Below are 15,314 nucleotides of genomic sequence, written 5' to 3'. Positions count from 1 at the left end.
TAATGCATAGCACCCCACCTGCGAAAACCCCGGAAACCCCGAGAAAGGCCCCCTCATGCCCCTCATCGCCCTTGCTATCGCCTGCCTGTTCATCGTCACGCTCGGTTACAGCGCTCTGTGTGTGGGCAGCCCGTTCGGTACCTGCCGCAGGTGCAACGGCTTCGGCTTCGCCATGGCCACCGACCGCAAGGGACGGCCCAAGCGCGGCAAGTGCTGCCGCCGCTGCAAGGCCACCGGCAAGCGCATACGCGTCGGGCGTTGGCTCTTCAACCGCGCCCAGCGGATCTACCGCGAAGGCACCCACTGACCCCCCCGCCCACACCACTTGAAGGAGGAACCGCCCATGGCCGTCACCGTCTCGCTCGTGGCCCTGTTCGGACTCGTCCTGTTCTTCCTGCTGCGCTCCAAGTCCCTCGGCTACGGCGCCGCGTTCATCGCCGCCGGGTTCGGCTTCTTCCTCGCCTCCACCGGCGCCGCCGGACCCATCAACCAGCTCGCCGCCGCCGTCATCAACGCCCTCCCGCAACTGTGAGGAGTCCGGCCATGAACGAACAGATCGTCGCCCGGCACTGGCTCGCCATCATCGCGCCCAAGGCGGCGCCCGCCGTCGCCACGTCCACCGTGCTGATCCTGGCCCGCATCTGGAACGCCAACGGTGCTGAACACTCCGTCGGCAACGCCGTGCTCATGACCGCGCTGTCCCTCGCCGCCGCCGCGGCCGGCGTGTGCGCGAGCATCGGCCGGGCGGGAGATTCCGTGATCGCCGGAACCGCGTTCGCCGCCTCCGGCGGGCTCGCCCTCGCCGGGGTCGCCGGATACGCCGACGGTATCTCGCTGCCGCTACTGCTGTGGGTGCTCGCCACCGCCATCGCCTACGGGCTCGCCGCCCGGTACTGGCGCACCGACCGCTGCGACCGCGTCGCCTACGAGCGGCAGACCGGCGTGCGACGCGAGGAACACGCCCACATCGAGCGTGTCGAGGCCCTGCGCGCCGGAGCCCAGATCGAGGTAGCCCGCACCGGCGCCGCCTACGCCGAACAGCTCGCGCAGGCGCTCATTACCCGCGCCGCTCTGCCCGGCTTCGACTTCAAGGCCGTGGAAGCCGCAGGTCTGCCCGAACTCCCCGCCCTCAACACCAGCAAGGAGCACTGACCCATGTTCGAGATCCGCATCATCTGCGACCCGGACGACACCGACCGAGTCAGCCTCACCCTGGCCGCCGCGTTCGACACCAGCCGGGCACGCCAGTACCCCACCCGAGATGGCAAGCGCGCCCGGCTGTACGTCACTGCCGACCACCGCCCCGGGCCGGAGCCGTGGCCCACGCCAGAAGAGGCGTACACGCTCGCCCCTAGCATCATCAGCGAGATCGGATGGACCGCCCGGACCGCGGCCGACAGGCCGTTCTACGACCGGCTGAACCGTGAGTTCTGGCTCCGCAAGGCCGCGCTGTTGGACCGCATCGCGCTCAGCGACGAAACCGACAGCGTCACCAGCGATGCGGCAGACCTCGCCACGCGCGCCGCCCACCGGCTGATGGACCTAGACGAGATGCACGGCAGTTACGACCCGCGCGCCTACGTCCGGCAGCAGTACGACGCTTGGGCCAAGAACCAGTAGCAACGCCGCGGCGGCGGGACTCCCCAGCAAGGTCGCCCGCCGCCGCGGTTCTCCCTGCCCATCCGAAGACAGAACAGGAGAACCCAAGGATGCCGTACCCGGACGGGTCTGCCCAGTTCACCGCCGCGCTTGACGCAGCGTCGCGTGATTGGCGCGTCTTCCCCCTCATTCCCGGCGACAAGCGCCCGGCCGTCTCCGACTGGGAGACCCGCGCCACCACCAATCCGAAGCGCATCGCCTGCGCGTGGGCCGTCGCCGCCTTCAACCTCGGCATCGCCACCGGACCTTCCGGGCTGGTCGTCATCGACCTGGACAAACCCAAGCACCCCGGCGACACCCCGCCGGCCGATTGGGCCGCGCACGGCGTCAGCGACGGATCCGACGTACTCGCCGTGCTCTGCGAGCGCCACGGCCAGCCCTTCCCCGCCGACACCTACACCGTGCGCACATGGAGCGGCGGCACCCACTTGTACTTCGCCGCCCCCGAGGGCGAGCCCCTGCGCAACACGGCTGGAGACAGTGCCCGCGGCCTCGGCTGGAAGGTCGACACCCGCGCGTGGGGCGGACTCGTGGTCGGCGCGGGCAGCACCTTCGCCGGACGCCCGTACGAGGTCGTCAAGGACGCCCCCGTGGCGCCTCTGCCGGACTGGCTCACCGAACTCCTGCGCCCGGCGCCGCTGCCCCCGCAAACACCCATCACGGTCGCACTCACCGGCTATGGACGACGAACCGCCTTTCTCCGATCCGCCGTCAACGGAGAAGTTGAGCGGGTCACCGGCTCCGGCCCACACGAGCACAACAACGCGCTGTACGTCGCCTCGGTCGCCCTCGGACAGCTCGTCGCCGGGGGCGAGCTGAGCGAAGCCGACGTCACCGGCTGGCTCCTCACGGCTGCGCTCCAAGTCGGCCAGGGCGAGCGTGAGGCACGACGCACCATCGCTTCCGGTCTGCGGGCCGGAGCACGGCGCCCCCGGACGGTCGCGGCATGAGCGCCAACCCCATCCCGCCCCTGCACCTGTACTCCGTCCCCAGCGACCCCGAACCGGCCCCCGCGGCACCGCCGAAGCGAGAGCGCCCACGGACCGCATGGACGGCCGATCAGCTCATGGCCGCGCACTTCCCCGAGCCGAAATGGGCCGTGCCCGGCATCCTCGCCGAAGGCGTCAGCGTGCTCGCCGGACCGCCCAAGGTCGGCAAATCCTGGCTCTCCCTCGGACTCGGCCTATCTGTCGCGGCCGGAGGCAAGGCGTTCGACTCCGTGCCCGTCGACGGAGGACCGGTGCTCTACCTCGCCCTGGAAGACACCCCGCGCCGTCTCCAGACCCGCATGGGCAAACTCCTCGGAGGCCAGCCAGCCCCCGCCGGGCTGACCCTGGTCACCGAATGCCCGCCCTTCCCCCAAGGGGGGACCGAGGCCATCGCCCAATGGTTGGACCGCAACCCCGACGCGCGCATGGTTGTCATCGACGTATTCGCCAAGATGCGCGGACAGGCCCCGGCCGGCGTATCGGCGTATGACGCGGACTATGTCGCCGTCGGCTACGCCAAACGGCTCGCCGACCACTACGGGGTGGCCGTTGTCCTCGTCCACCACGTCCGCAAAGCAGGTTCCGAGGACTTCCTCACGGAGGTCTCCGGCACCAACGGCATTGCCGGAGCCGCAGACGCCACGCTCGTACTCAAGCGGGCGCGCGGCCAGGCGGACGGCATCCTGCACGTCACCGGCCGCGACGTGGATGAAGCCGAGTACGCCCTCAGCTTCCAACCCGCCTCCGGCGCCTGGCACTTGATGGACGGGCCGGTCTCCGACCACACCGTCAGCGACACCCGCGCCACGATTCTGCGCTACGTCCGCGCCCACCCCGGCGCCAAGCCGAAGGACATGGCAGGGGAGCTGCCACAGGTCGACCTCGACACGATCCGGCGCACCTGCAACCGCATGGCCGACGCCGGACAGCTCACCAAGGACCCCGGCGGCCGGTACTACCCGGACACCGAAACCCGGACGCAGGGCGCCCAAGAGGTGTCCGCACTGTCCGGCTGTCCGGTTACCCCCTCTGACCAGCATGAACAACCCGGACAGTCGCAATTGGAGCTGTCCGGTCTGTCCGGTGCGGATGAAGCCGAAGGGAAGGCGGAATGAGCGCCCCCACGCGGGACGAAAAGATGACCGTCAAAGAGGTCATCACTGATCTGAAGGTCGCCCCGTCGACCTTCTACCGATGGCGCCAACTTGGCAAAGCGCCCCGCGCCATCAAGCTCCCCAACGGCGACGTACGGATCCGACGGTCGGAGTACGAACGTTGGCTTGCAGAGCGGGAGGACGCTGCGTGAGCACGGATGACAACGCTCCTGTGCTCCGGCCGCACGGGGAGGCCAAACCAGGTTATTCCCTCGATATCCGGCTTTGGAAAGTCACGAAGGTCAATCGGAAAGCGCGACCGTACCAACTGCGCTGGGTCGTGGGCGGGAAAGTGAGTAGTGCGACGTTCGCCACGTCGGCACTCGCCGAAAACCGAAGCTCGGAATTGCGGCAGGCTATGCGCCGGGGCGAGGCTTTCGAGATCGCAAGCGGTCAGCCTGAGTCCGAGGTCCGCGCGGCAGCGGAAGCGGCGAAAGCCGCAGAGATAGAACCGCCGTTGCGGTGGTTCGAGTTCTGCCGCACATACGTCGCCGGGCGGTGGCGTACGAGTGCAGCCAAGACCCGAGAGGGCATGGCGGACGGTCTTGCAGCCGTGACGCTCGCCATGGTCAAGCGCGGGAAGGCCGCTCCGTCGGATGAGCAATTGCGGTTGGCCTTCCGGTGGGGGATCGTGCCCGCGAATGCGGGGGAGGACCCGCCGGCCGACCTTAAAGCCGCGCATGACTGGCTCACGACGATGGACCGCCCGGTTGGTGATGTGGCAGACGCTGCGGTGTTCGAAGACGTGCTCTACCGCCTCGGGTACAAGCTGGATGGCACCCCGGCAGCGGGCGACACCTACAGGCGTCGCCGCCGTGCCCTAAACACCGCCCTTGAACACGCGGTAGTCGCTGGGGGCCTCTCGGAGAATCCGCTTCAGCGCGCCCGCCGGAAGCACGTCGGCTCCAATGACGTGGTGGACCGGCGAGTCCTCGTGAACGCCCTACAGGCACGTCAGTTGCTCGCGGCAGTGTCCTACGTTGGGTCGTGGGATCGGTGCCGTGGGAGGCGTCTGGTGGCTTTCTATGCGGTCCTCTACTACGCAGGCCTGCGTCCAGCCGAGGCGGTCGGACTGAGGCAGTCCGACTGCCATCTGCCGGATTCAGGATGGGGCACGCTGACGCTCCGGGAGACGCGTCCCGTCTCCGGGAAGCAGTGGACCGATTCCGGCGAGCGTCATGACCGCCGCGGACTGAAGGCGCGGGAGGCCAAGAGCGACCGGCCAGTCCCCATCCCGCCCGTTCTGGTTGCCATCCTGCAAGCGCACCTCGACGTGTTCGGCACCGCCAAGGAAGGGCGAGTGTTCGGGAACGAGCGTGGGGGAGTGGTCGGCTCGTCTACCTATTGGCGGGTGTGGGAGGAGGCGCGCAATTACGCACTTCCACCCGAGCGCGTCGACTCGCCCTTGGCCGGGCGCCCTTACGATCTGCGGCACGCCTGCATCACACGGTGGCTGAACGCGGGGGTTCCCATAGCAGAGGTCGCGAGACGAGTCGGCAACTCCCCAGAGGTGATCCACCGTCGCTACCACGGCTGCATCGACGGCCACGAGGAAGCGGCCAACGCGAAGATTACAAAGGCGCTGGAAGAGGACGGGGACTCGGCGTAGCGGTCAATGTCTCTGCGCTGCGAGGGCGGTCCGGAAGGCCCGGACCGCCCTCTAATTCCCTGATCGAAGCGAAAGAGATCAGCTGCGAGGCCGACATCTCGCTGACAGAGATCGCGAGCTCGATTGCGTTCCCCAGACCATCGACAGATTGCCCAGAGCACTACGTAGTAGTCGGCGTCCACAGGGTGCCGATTGGCGTCACCCCATCCGGATGCACCCAGTAGAAGCCGAACTGATGGGCACCAGTCCGAAACAGCGTAGCTTCGCCACGCTCGATCGCGTTGAAGTAACCACCCATAAGCATGCCGATTCGGACAGCGTCTAGCTCATCACCGGTCACGTCACTCAATTTGGCTGCTAGCGCTTGTGGTTCGAGCGGCCACGTGTATCGCAGCCCTGGCTCCGCGAGGGCTGGCCACGAGCAGAGAGACCCGTCAGGCCACTCAGATACTGGCCAAACCTCGATGTGTTCGGCGTGTCCTTGGACGACGAAGCCTCGCAACAGCGGGAAGGGATTCTCGCTGCTCACGAACTCAGGCAGGTTCCCCATCACCATGGTGCGCAGGAACAGACGAGACTCAGCGGGCCAGTTCGCGAAGGGAGTCGTCAGATTTCGCTCACCCTGGGAGTCAGCGGGGTCTGCGGGCACGGAGCCGAAGCCGGGGGGTTCCTCGCTCGGTGTGGGCGCTCCACCGGCATCTGCTCCGGCCACGTCGGCCTGTCCGGCATCGGCTTCGCCAAGCGATTCGCTCCGCTTCTCGTCGAGAATTTCCTCGGGTCTGAATCGGCTGCCTCGCGCACCGCCGGGTTCCGTAAATGGCATGTCGACGGTCGCCTCCGTGATGCCGATACACGTCAAGCATTCCGTCGTGCAGTTCTTTACGGCGCGATCCCACAGCAGCGGGATGTGTTCCACCACCCCCGCCGATTCATAAAGCGGGATACCAAGAGGGTCAGTGAAGCGTCGATGCGTCGTAGTCGGCACGGTTTCATCGGGTGATTGGCCTAGCGTCGTTGGCATCGACTCGTCGTCGGGGAACCGTGGCGTCCGCAGCAGTAGTCTGTAGAACTCGTCCTCGTCGGGGCCGGGGAACAGCTCGGCGGTACTAAGCAGGGTAGACCCGCTGTATAGCTCGGCCGGAGCCGGGAAAGTTACCACGATGCGCGCCAGAAGGAAGGGCTCGTAGCTCCCGTTTTCTGGAAGCAACCCCGACCCGCTCTGTCTATGCACTCGCAGTGCCGATGTCGGCACGTCGGACCTTAGGTCCAACAAGTGCGGTGAGTCGCTGTCCACGGCAAACACGAACACGAACCCTGGTCCGACGAGGCCATCGTGGTTGGCCTTCACCGGTTCGTGGCGAACCATGTCCAACATCAGCAGCTCAGACATGTCAATATGGACGTGCTCATGCTCAGAATTTGCACCGCCGACCTCAGCTAGCGGACGCGCTGCGCACCCTGTAAAGGCCATGTATTTGTGGCGAGCGAACCAAAGTCCAACCATTTCGTCGTCGGTAATGTCGATGAACCAACTCCGGAACCCGTAGTGCTGTAGTACACCCATGACCGCACCCCGGCTCACCGATCCATGGTCGGAGCTGACGAGTGTGGCAAGCGCCGTCGTCTCCCACATGTGCCGGAGGAGATCTCGGCGAATCCGGTCTTCGTCGTCCTCTGGTGGTCGCTCCTCCGAAGACTGAGGCTCGTAGCCATGAACCTGCCCCCGAAAGAACACATTTTTTCCGTCCTCTCGGTTCTTCAGCGACTCGCAGATGTGCTGGTACTCCTCAAGTGAGTGCGCAGTGAATTCCGCTACATCGCTCATGCCGGCAGGAGTCATCGGCTTTCTCCTCGGGTGGCGCTGGCGCTGCCGCAAGGTGCACGCCAGTCGGGGTGGCCCTTCTCGTGTTCGGGGCATCTCACCGGTTCGACCATAGCAGGTTTACGTCACTGTGACGATAATGATTGAGGTGAGTCGACCTGGGCGGCCGCTGCGCCGACCCGATCATCGGCGACATCGCGGGCGAGGTCGCCGATGCCGCTGTCACGACCGGCTTGGGGCTTCAATGTGCCGTGAAGGTTCTCCGCGCGCCCCTGGTGTCTTCAGGGGGTGTCGTATGCGTGAGCGCGAGGGGAGGGGGATGCCGCGCGTATCGCAGATGGTGCGTGAACACTGAGAGACAACGAGAAAGAGCGGTAGTCAGTGAGACTGACTACCGCTCTCTCATGTCGGCATCCGCACTGGTCAGAGCATGATTCTTGCTGGCTGACTGGCGAGTGCCCCCGGCAGGATTCGAACCTGCGCACACGGCTCCGGAGGCCGTTGCTCTATCCCCTGAGCTACGGGGGCGTGTCGGTCGCGTTGCTCGCGGCGACGGGTAGAACACTACCAGCTCCCACAGGGTGGTCATGAACGGGTTTCCGCTGTCGGGGGCGGGGATGTGCGTCGCTCGTGCGGGGTGGAAGTGGGGAAAACCCGGACGCGACGGCCGGGGCCGACCTACTCTCGAGTTGTGCCAGGCGCGTCGGGTCGGGTGCTTGTTGTGGACGACAACAAGGTCATCCGGCAGTTGATCAGGGTCAACCTCGAGCTTGAGGGGCTGGAGGTCGTGACCGCGGCCGACGGTGCCGAGTGTCTCGACGTCGTTCACCATGTACAGCCCGATGTCGTCACCCTCGACGTCGTCATGCCCCGGCTCGACGGGATCCGGACCGCCGCTCGCCTCCGGGCCGACCCGCGGACCCGGGACACCCCCCTCGCCATCGTCAGCGCCTGCGGCCACCACGAGATCGAGGCCGGACTCGAAGTCGGCGTCGACGCCTTTCTCGCCAAACCCTTCGAGCCCGCCGAACTGGTCCGCCTGGTGCGGCAGTTGATGGAGCGAGGCCGGGGTGGGGGCCGGCAGGGCGGCGATGGTTCCGACACCGACGGCGGTGGTGCCCCAGCGAAGGACCCGGTGAGGGAACAGGGGAGAGAAGTGGATCTCCCCGCCGTGCCGTAGGCGGTGGCTTCGGCGCGCCGCTTCGCAAGTCCCGAGCGCCGTGAGCGCCATGAGGACCTTGAGGTCCTGAGCGCCCTGAGCGCCCTGAGCGCCCTCAGCGCCGTGAGTGCCTGAGCGGCCTGAGCGTCCTCACCGCCTGACCGACCTGACCGACCTGACCGACCTGGCCGTCCTCGCCGCCGTGACCGTCCTCACCGCTCTGAGCCCCTTGACCATCCTGACCAACCCGACCCCACCTGAACACAGAGCAACACCGAACCCAGAGCAACACCGAACACAGACCAACACCCACCGCCCCAAGCCACAATCACCAGTCAGCGTCAACCCCCGGCCAACCCCTCCCGCCGTCCACATCCCGGACCGTAGGGAAACCGGCTCGCATACCCACCCCCTCCCTCCCATACGCTTGTGCCGTGACCCCCGCCGAGCTCTCCCGCACCGTGCTGCACGCCGTGCGCCGTGCCGTCGACGACGGTGAGCTCAGTGTGGCCGTGCCGGAGCGGGTCGTGGTCGCTCCGCCGGGGCCCGGGGGGTGTGGTGACTACGCCACCAGCATCGCCCTCCAGCTGGCCCGCGCGGCAGGGCGGCCGCCGCGTGACGTCGCCGAGACCCTGCGGGCGCGCCTCCTCGACGAGCAGCGGTTCGCCGACGTCGTCGTCACCGGGCCCGGCTTCCTCAACGTCAGCCTGCACAGCACCGCCTCCGGCGACCTGGTCGACGACATCCTGCGGCGCGGGCTGCGCTACGGGCATACGGTGAACGGCTTCAGCGGGAGCACCCTCGAGATCTGCTGCCGGGCGGAGATGCGTGCCGTCGTGGTCACGGACGTCGTCGCCCGTCTGGCGCGCAGCCAGGGCGACATCGTCCACGTCTCGTGCACCGGCCGGACCGCCCCGGAGTGGAAGTCCGTCCTCGGGGCGGACATCACCAGCCCGGGGCCGCGTGTCATCCCCGACCGGTCCGTCACCGTCCAGCCCGTCCCCGCCCCCGCCGACCCCCTGCCCCTCGGCCGGGACGCGGCCCGCTGGGCGCTGCTGCACCCCGCCGCCCATGACCGGCCCCGGATCCCCGGCGACCACCTCGTCCAGCGGGAGACCAACCCCCTCTTCCGCGTCCGGTACGCCCACGCCCGCACCCGAGCCCTCCTGCGCAACGCCGCCGACCTCGGCTTCCACCCCGAGCCCGGCCCCGTGAGCGAAGCGGAAGCGCTGCTCGCCGTACTCGGCGACCATCCCCGCGTCCTCGCCGCCACCGCCACGCAGCACACCCCCGACCGCCTGGCCCGGCACCTCGTCACCGTCGCCGATGCCGCGATGCCCCTGCTGCCCGCCGTGCTGCCCCGCGGTGCGGAGAAACCCTCGGCCGCCCACCGTGCCCGGCTCGCGCTCGCCGAAGCCGCCGGGACGGTGCTGGCCGGCGGCCTGTCCCTGCTCGGCATCGACGCACCCGACCACCTCTGAGAGACACGAACAGACCATGAGCCGATCCGCACACCCCGCCGGGCCCCGTCACGCCGATGTCCTTCCCGAGGGCCACTACTCCGCCCCGCCCGCCGACCTCAACGCGCTGGACCCCAAGGTGTGGGCCCAGACCGTGACGCGTGACGACGACGGGGTCGTGACCGTCGGCGGCATTCCCGTCACGCGGCTCGCCGAGGAGTTCGGCACCCCCGCCTACGTCCTGGACGAGGCCGATTTCCGGGCCCGCGCGCGTGCCTGGCGCACCGCCTTCGGGACCGACGCGGACGTCTTCTACGCGGGCAAGGCGTTCCTGTCCCGTGCCGTCGTGCGCTGGCTCCACGAGGAGGGGCTGAACGTCGACGTCTGCTCCGGCGGCGAGCTGGCCACCGCCCTCTCCGCCGGCATGCCCGCCGACCGCATCGCCTTCCACGGCAACAACAAGTCCGTCGACGAGATCACCCGGGCCGTCGAGGCCGGTGTGGGGCACATCGTGCTCGACTCCTTCCAGGAGATCGTGCGCGTCGCCCACATCGCGCAGAGCCTGGGGACGCGGCAGAAGGTGCTCATCCGCATCACCGTCGGCGTCGAGGCCCACACCCACGAGTTCATCGCCACGGCCCACGAGGACCAGAAGTTCGGCATCCCGCTGGCCGGCGGGCAGGCCGCCGAGGCCGTACGGCGTGCGCTGCAGCTCGACGGTCTGGAGCTGGTCGGCATCCACAGCCACATCGGGTCGCAGATCTTCGACATGTCCGGGTTCGAGGTGGCCGCCCACCGGGTGGTCGGGCTGCTGAAGGACATCCGCGACGAGCACGGTGTCGAGCTGCCCGAGATCGACCTGGGCGGCGGGCTCGGAATCGCGTACACCAGCGACGACGACCCGCGCGAGCCGCACGAGATCGCCAAGGCGCTGACCGAGATCGTCACCCGCGAGTGCGAGGCCGCCAAGCTGAGCACGCCCCGTATCTCCGTCGAGCCGGGGCGGGCCATCGTCGGGCCGACCGCGTTCACGCTCTACGAGGTCGGCACCACCAAGCCCCTCGACGGGCTGCGGACCTACGTCTCCGTCGACGGCGGCATGTCGGACAACATCCGCACCGCGCTGTACGACGCCGAGTACAGCGTCGCGCTGGTCTCCCGCACCTCCGACGCGGAGCCGATGCTCGCCCGGGTCGTCGGCAAGCACTGCGAGAGCGGGGACATCGTGGTCAAGGACGCGTTCCTGCCGTCCGACCTGGCACCGGGTGACCTCGTCGCCGTACCGGCCACCGGCGCGTACTGCCGTTCCATGGCCAGCAACTACAACCACGTGCTGCGCCCGCCGGTCGTCGCCGTCGAGGGCGGCGAGGCCCGGGTGATCGTCCGCCGTGAGACCGAGGAGGACCTGCTGCGTCTGGACGTGGGCTGAGAGGCAGAGGCCGAAAATAGCGGGCGGCGGAAGATCTCCTGTCGTCCGCCCCGATGAAAATGAAATAGACATCTCACGATCCGGACCGGGGGCAGAAACTCCCGTCCGGTGAGTGAGACTGGTTCCACCGTAGACGGTAAAGAGGAAACGAGGTCGGATGATGCGTACGCGTCCGCTGAAGGTGGCGCTGCTGGGCTGTGGAGTGGTCGGCTCAGAGGTGGCGCGCATCATGACGACGCACGCCGACGACCTCACGGCCCGCATCGGGGCCCCGGTGGAACTCGCGGGCGTGGCCGTACGGCGGCCCGACCGGGTGCGTGAGGGCATCGCCCCCGAGCTGATCACCACCGACGCCACCGCCCTGGTCAAACGCGGCGACATCGACGTCGTGGTCGAGGTCATCGGCGGCATCGAGCCCGCCCGGTCCCTCATCACCACCGCCTTCGAGCACGGCGCCTCCGTCGTCTCCGCGAACAAGGCACTGCTCGCCCAGGACGGCGCGGCCCTGCACGCGGCCGCCGAGCAGCACGGCAAGGACCTCTACTACGAGGCCGCCGTCGCCGGTGCCATCCCGCTGGTCCGGCCGCTGCGCGAGTCCCTCGCCGGCGACAAGATCAACCGGGTGATGGGCATCGTCAACGGCACCACCAACTTCATCCTCGACAAGATGGACTCGACCGGCGCCGGCTACCAGGAGGCCCTCGACGAGGCCACCGCCCTGGGGTACGCCGAGGCCGACCCGACCGCCGACGTCGAGGGCTTCGACGCCGCCGCCAAGGCCGCGATCCTCGCCGGTATCGCCTTCCACACACGCGTGCGCCTCGACGACGTCTACCGCGAGGGCATGACCGAGGTGACCGCGGCCGACTTCGCCTCCGCGAAGGAGATGGGCTGCACCATCAAGCTGCTGGCCATCTGCGAGCGGGCCGAGGACGGCGCGTCCGTCACCGCGCGCGTGCACCCCGCGATGATCCCGCTGAGCCACCCGCTGGCCTCCGTCCGAGGCGCCTACAACGCCGTCTTCGTCGAGTCCGACGCCGCCGGCCAGCTCATGTTCTACGGCCCCGGAGCGGGCGGTTCCCCGACCGCCTCGGCCGTCCTCGGCGACCTCGTCGCCGTCTGCCGCAACCGGATCGGTGGCGCGACCGGACCGGGCGAGTCCGCCTACGCCGCGCTGCCGGTGTCCCCGATGGGCGACGTCGTCACGCGGTACCACATCAGCCTCGACGTAGCTGACAAACCGGGTGTTCTCGCCCAGGTCGCGACCGTCTTCGCCGAGCACGGAGTCTCGATCGATACGGTTCGCCAGTCGGGGAAGGACGGCGAGGCCTCCCTCGTCGTCGTCACGCACCGTGCGTCCGACGCGGCCCTCACCGGGACCGTCGAGGCGTTGCGCAAGCTCGACACCGTGCGTGGTGTCGCCAGCATCATGCGGGTTGAAGGAGAGTAACCAGCAATGACCCACCAGTGGCGCGGAATCATCGAGGAGTACCGGGACAGGCTGCCGGTATCCGACAGCACGCCGGTCGTGACGCTCCGTGAGGGCGGCACGCCCCTCGTCCCCGCGCAGGTGCTCTCCGAGCGCACGGGCTGCGAGGTCCACCTCAAGGTGGAGGGCGCGAACCCCACCGGTTCCTTCAAGGACCGCGGCATGACCATGGCCATCACCCGGGCCAAGGAGGAGGGGGCGAAGGCGGTCATCTGCGCCTCCACCGGCAACACGTCGGCCTCCGCCGCCGCGTACGCCGTGCGGGCCGGCATGGTCTGTGCCGTGCTCGTGCCGCAGGGCAAGATCGCCCTCGGCAAGATGGGCCAGGCCCTCGTGCACGGCGCGAAGATCCTCCAGGTCGACGGCAACTTCGACGACTGCCTGACGCTCGCCCGCGGCCTGAGCGACAACTACCCCGTCTCGCTGGTCAATTCGGTCAACCCGGTACGTATCGAGGGTCAGAAGACGGCCGCCTTCGAGATCGTGGACATGCTCGGCGACGCGCCCGACATCCACGTCCTGCCCGTCGGCAACGCGGGCAACATCACGGCCTATTGGAAGGGCTACACCGAGTACGCCGCGGACGGCGTGGCGACCCGGAAGCCGCGGATGTGGGGCTTCCAGGCCTCCGGCAGTGCCCCGATCGTGCGCGGCGAGGTCGTCAAGGACCCCTCGACCATCGCCACGGCCATCCGCATCGGCAACCCGGCCTCCTGGCAGTTCGCGCTCGCCGCACGGGACGAGTCGGGCGGCGCCATCGACGAGGTGACGGACCGTGAGATCCTGCGCGCCTACCGCCTGTTGGCCTCGCAGGAGGGCGTCTTCGTCGAGCCGGCGTCCGCCGCGTCCGTCGCCGGTCTGCTGAAGGCCGCCGAGCAGGGCAAGGTCGACCCGGGGCAGCGGATCGTGTGCACCGTCACCGGCAACGGGCTGAAGGACCCCGACTGGGCCGTCGCCGGCGCCCCGCAGCCGGTCACCGTACCCGTCGACTCGGCGGCCGCGGCAGAGCGCCTGGGTCTCGCCTGACGGCGCTCGAACCGGCCTGACGTGCGCCGATGCACCGAGCGCCGGTCTTACGCCCGGCATGGCCGGGCGTAAGACCGCGCTTGCCGGGGGAAGTTCCCTACGGGGGGTGCACAGGGGGCTTACGACACGCATCGTGCGCCTCCTGTGCGCCCTATGTCGTCACAGAACCTTCCTTCGATAGGCTGTACCGAACCCGCCCGCCGCATATGCCTCCGCATGAGCGGGGCGCCGCGCCGTCTCCGCGGCCGGGCAGCGGCCGGCCGTCCCGGTCGGCGGCGGCCCCCAGGGTTCTCGTACGCCATCGAATGTCCACCCCACGTCATTCGATCATCACCGCAGCTCAAGGAGAGTCATCGAGCGATGGCCGGTCCAGCGTTCCGCGCCGCCGCCGTCCGGGTGCGCGTCCCCGCCACCAGCGCCAACCTCGGCCCGGGCTTCGACGCCCTCGGCCTCGCGCTGGGCTTGTACGACGACGTCGTCGTCCGGGTGGCCGACTCCGGGCTGCACATCGACATCGCGGGTGAGGGAAGCGAAACGCTCCCACGCGACGAGAAGCACCTGCTCGTCCGCTCCCTACGCACCGCCTTCGACCTGCTCGGCGGACAGCCGCGCGGTCTGGAGATCGTCTGCGCCAACCGCATTCCGCACGGACGGGGCCTCGGTTCGTCCTCGGCCGCCATCTGCGCCGGGATCGTCGCCGCCCGCGCCGTGACCATAGGGGCCGACGCCAAGCTCGACGACACCGCGCTGCTGGAGCTCGCCACCGAGATCGAGGGCCACCCAGACAACGTCGCCGCGTGCCTGCTGGGCGGCTTCACGCTGTCCTGGATGGAGGGCGGCGCGGCCCGCGCGATCAGGATGGACCCCTCGGATTCCATCGTTCCGGTGGTTTTCGTCCCCGGAAAGCCGGTCCTCACCGAAACGGCGCGCGGCCTGCTCCCGCGCACCGTCCCGCACGTCGACGCCGCCGCCAACGCCGGCCGCGCCGCCCTGCTCGTCGAGGCCCTGACCCGCCGCCCCGAACTGCTGCTGCCGGCCACCGAGGACCGCCTGCACCAGGAGTACCGCGCCCCCGCCATGCCCGAGAGCGCGGCACTGGTGGAGCGGCTGCGCGGCGACGGCATCCCCGCGGTCATCTCCGGGGCCGGGCCGACGGTCATGGCGCTGGCCGACGCGGAGACCGCCGACAAACTCGAGGCCCTGGCGGGCGCGGACTGGGCCGCGAACCGGCTGCGCCTGGACCAGCAGGGCGCGAGCGTGCTGCCGCTCGCGACCTCCGGTGACATCTGAAAGCGCTCGATTACCGGATTTCGAGAGGGGGAATGTTTGTTGGATCCGGTAGTGTTAACCTCAAGTCTGCACCCGACCCCACCATGGCGAGGTGCCTCGTGTCCCCGTCCGGGACAGACATTCTTCCGGGAGCCCCCCAAGCCGCACTGTGTTCCGTACGTCGGACCGTACGCCGTACGAGGACACTGAGCGGGGCGCAGGGCACGCTCCGGAACCGGTGCGACCACG

General features: G+C 68.9%; 15 protein-coding genes and 1 tRNA gene. 14 read left to right on the top strand and 2 right to left on the bottom strand.

Annotated elements, in window-relative coordinates:
* Positions 1-55 precede the first annotated feature (55 nt).
* The 8 genes from ACFZDI_RS01790 to ACFZDI_RS01755 all read left to right on the top strand — a co-directional run bounded on the left by ACFZDI_RS01790 (position 56) and on the right by ACFZDI_RS01755 (position 5,411).
* A complete protein-coding gene (locus ACFZDI_RS01790; protein WP_391247086.1) occupies positions 56-307 on the top strand; it encodes a hypothetical protein in 252 nt (83 codons plus the stop codon).
* Positions 308-343: 36 nt separating this feature from the next.
* Positions 344-532 (top strand): hypothetical protein, encoded by a 189-nt coding sequence (locus ACFZDI_RS01785; RefSeq protein WP_391247084.1) that lies wholly within the window; start codon positions 344-346, stop codon positions 530-532.
* Positions 533-543: 11 nt separating this feature from the next.
* Entirely contained in the window at positions 544-1,152 is a 609-nt protein-coding gene (locus ACFZDI_RS01780) for a hypothetical protein (protein ID WP_391247082.1), read from the top strand.
* A gap of 3 nt (positions 1,153-1,155) precedes the next feature.
* Positions 1,156-1,620, top strand: coding sequence for a hypothetical protein (locus ACFZDI_RS01775; protein ID WP_391247080.1), 465 nt, complete (start codon positions 1,156-1,158; stop codon positions 1,618-1,620).
* Between the two features lie 89 nt (positions 1,621-1,709).
* Entirely contained in the window at positions 1,710-2,609 is a 900-nt protein-coding gene (locus ACFZDI_RS01770; RefSeq protein ID WP_391247078.1) for a bifunctional DNA primase/polymerase, read from the top strand.
* The gene (locus tag ACFZDI_RS01765) at positions 2,606-3,763 is read left to right on the top strand and encodes an AAA family ATPase (protein WP_391247076.1); all 1,158 of its coding nucleotides are present in this window, start codon (positions 2,606-2,608) and stop codon (positions 3,761-3,763) included. Before ACFZDI_RS01770 ends, ACFZDI_RS01765 begins: the two co-directional genes overlap by 4 nt.
* Positions 3,760-3,954 (top strand): helix-turn-helix domain-containing protein, encoded by a 195-nt coding sequence (locus ACFZDI_RS01760; RefSeq protein WP_391247074.1) that lies wholly within the window; start codon positions 3,760-3,762, stop codon positions 3,952-3,954. Before ACFZDI_RS01765 ends, ACFZDI_RS01760 begins: the two co-directional genes overlap by 4 nt.
* Positions 3,951-5,411, top strand: a complete 1,461-nt coding sequence (locus ACFZDI_RS01755; protein ID WP_391247072.1) for a tyrosine-type recombinase/integrase — start codon at positions 3,951-3,953, stop codon at positions 5,409-5,411. Before ACFZDI_RS01760 ends, ACFZDI_RS01755 begins: the two co-directional genes overlap by 4 nt.
* Positions 5,412-5,571: 160 nt before the next feature.
* Here the strand turns inward: ACFZDI_RS01755 and ACFZDI_RS01750 are convergent, their stop codons facing one another.
* Together ACFZDI_RS01750 and ACFZDI_RS01745 are read right to left on the bottom strand one after the other, a co-directional pair.
* Positions 5,572-7,236: an FRG domain-containing protein gene (locus ACFZDI_RS01750; RefSeq protein WP_391247070.1), complete on the bottom strand. Its 1,665-nt coding sequence runs from the start codon at positions 7,234-7,236 to the stop codon at positions 5,572-5,574.
* Positions 7,237-7,689: 453 nt separating this feature from the next.
* Positions 7,690-7,761 (bottom strand) — tRNA-Arg (locus ACFZDI_RS01745).
* Positions 7,762-7,876: 115 nt separating this feature from the next.
* On the opposite strand from ACFZDI_RS01745, the gene ACFZDI_RS01740 reads away from it, so the two are divergent.
* The 6 genes from ACFZDI_RS01740 (at position 7,877) to thrB (ending at position 15,086) form a co-directional block, all read left to right on the top strand.
* A complete protein-coding gene (locus ACFZDI_RS01740; protein ID WP_234848816.1) occupies positions 7,877-8,413 on the top strand; it encodes a response regulator in 537 nt (178 codons plus the stop codon).
* Positions 8,414-8,826: 413 nt separating this feature from the next.
* The gene (nrtL, locus tag ACFZDI_RS01735; protein ID WP_391247068.1) at positions 8,827-9,873 is read left to right on the top strand and encodes an ArgS-related anticodon-binding protein NrtL; all 1,047 of its coding nucleotides are present in this window, start codon (positions 8,827-8,829) and stop codon (positions 9,871-9,873) included.
* Between the two features lie 16 nt (positions 9,874-9,889).
* A complete protein-coding gene (gene lysA / locus ACFZDI_RS01730) occupies positions 9,890-11,281 on the top strand; it encodes a diaminopimelate decarboxylase (RefSeq protein WP_391247066.1) in 1,392 nt (463 codons plus the stop codon).
* Between the two features lie 157 nt (positions 11,282-11,438).
* The gene (locus ACFZDI_RS01725; protein ID WP_234848507.1) at positions 11,439-12,731 is read left to right on the top strand and encodes a homoserine dehydrogenase; all 1,293 of its coding nucleotides are present in this window, start codon (positions 11,439-11,441) and stop codon (positions 12,729-12,731) included.
* A 6-nt stretch (positions 12,732-12,737) separates the two neighbouring features.
* Positions 12,738-13,796 (top strand): threonine synthase, encoded by a 1,059-nt coding sequence (gene thrC / locus ACFZDI_RS01720; protein ID WP_234848506.1) that lies wholly within the window; start codon positions 12,738-12,740, stop codon positions 13,794-13,796.
* 360 nt (positions 13,797-14,156) lie between these two features.
* A complete protein-coding gene (gene thrB, locus ACFZDI_RS01715) occupies positions 14,157-15,086 on the top strand; it encodes a homoserine kinase (RefSeq protein WP_391247063.1) in 930 nt (309 codons plus the stop codon).
* The last annotated feature ends 228 nt before the right edge of the window (positions 15,087-15,314 follow it).

Source organism: Streptomyces sp. NPDC007907, assembly GCF_042959365.1.
In the GTDB taxonomy this organism is placed as follows: Bacteria; Actinomycetota; Actinomycetes; order Streptomycetales; family Streptomycetaceae; genus Streptomyces; species Streptomyces indiaensis.
This window is presented reverse-complemented; position numbering and strand designations above follow the sequence as displayed.

What these genes read in the sequence shown, in the direction of transcription:
- ACFZDI_RS01790 (WP_391247086.1), top strand. Translation starts at nt 56, where the DNA reads ATGCCCCTCATCGCCCTTGCTATCGCCTGCCTGTTCATCGTCACGCTC.
- ACFZDI_RS01760 (WP_391247074.1), top strand. Translation starts at nt 3,760, where the DNA reads ATGAGCGCCCCCACGCGGGACGAAAAGATGACCGTCAAAGAGGTCATC.
- ACFZDI_RS01765 (WP_391247076.1), top strand. Translation starts at nt 2,606, where the DNA reads ATGAGCGCCAACCCCATCCCGCCCCTGCACCTGTACTCCGTCCCCAGC.
- ACFZDI_RS01725 (WP_234848507.1), top strand. Translation starts at nt 11,439, where the DNA reads ATGATGCGTACGCGTCCGCTGAAGGTGGCGCTGCTGGGCTGTGGAGTG.
- ACFZDI_RS01775 (WP_391247080.1), top strand. Translation starts at nt 1,156, where the DNA reads ATGTTCGAGATCCGCATCATCTGCGACCCGGACGACACCGACCGAGTC.
- thrC (WP_234848506.1), top strand. Translation starts at nt 12,738, where the DNA reads ATGACCCACCAGTGGCGCGGAATCATCGAGGAGTACCGGGACAGGCTG.
- ACFZDI_RS01780 (WP_391247082.1), top strand. Translation starts at nt 544, where the DNA reads ATGAACGAACAGATCGTCGCCCGGCACTGGCTCGCCATCATCGCGCCC.
- ACFZDI_RS01785 (WP_391247084.1), top strand. Translation starts at nt 344, where the DNA reads ATGGCCGTCACCGTCTCGCTCGTGGCCCTGTTCGGACTCGTCCTGTTC.
- ACFZDI_RS01750 (WP_391247070.1), bottom strand. Translation starts at nt 7,236, where the DNA reads ATGAGCGATGTAGCGGAATTCACTGCGCACTCACTTGAGGAGTACCAG.
- lysA (WP_391247066.1), top strand. Translation starts at nt 9,890, where the DNA reads ATGAGCCGATCCGCACACCCCGCCGGGCCCCGTCACGCCGATGTCCTT.
- thrB (WP_391247063.1), top strand. Translation starts at nt 14,157, where the DNA reads ATGGCCGGTCCAGCGTTCCGCGCCGCCGCCGTCCGGGTGCGCGTCCCC.
- ACFZDI_RS01770 (WP_391247078.1), top strand. Translation starts at nt 1,710, where the DNA reads ATGCCGTACCCGGACGGGTCTGCCCAGTTCACCGCCGCGCTTGACGCA.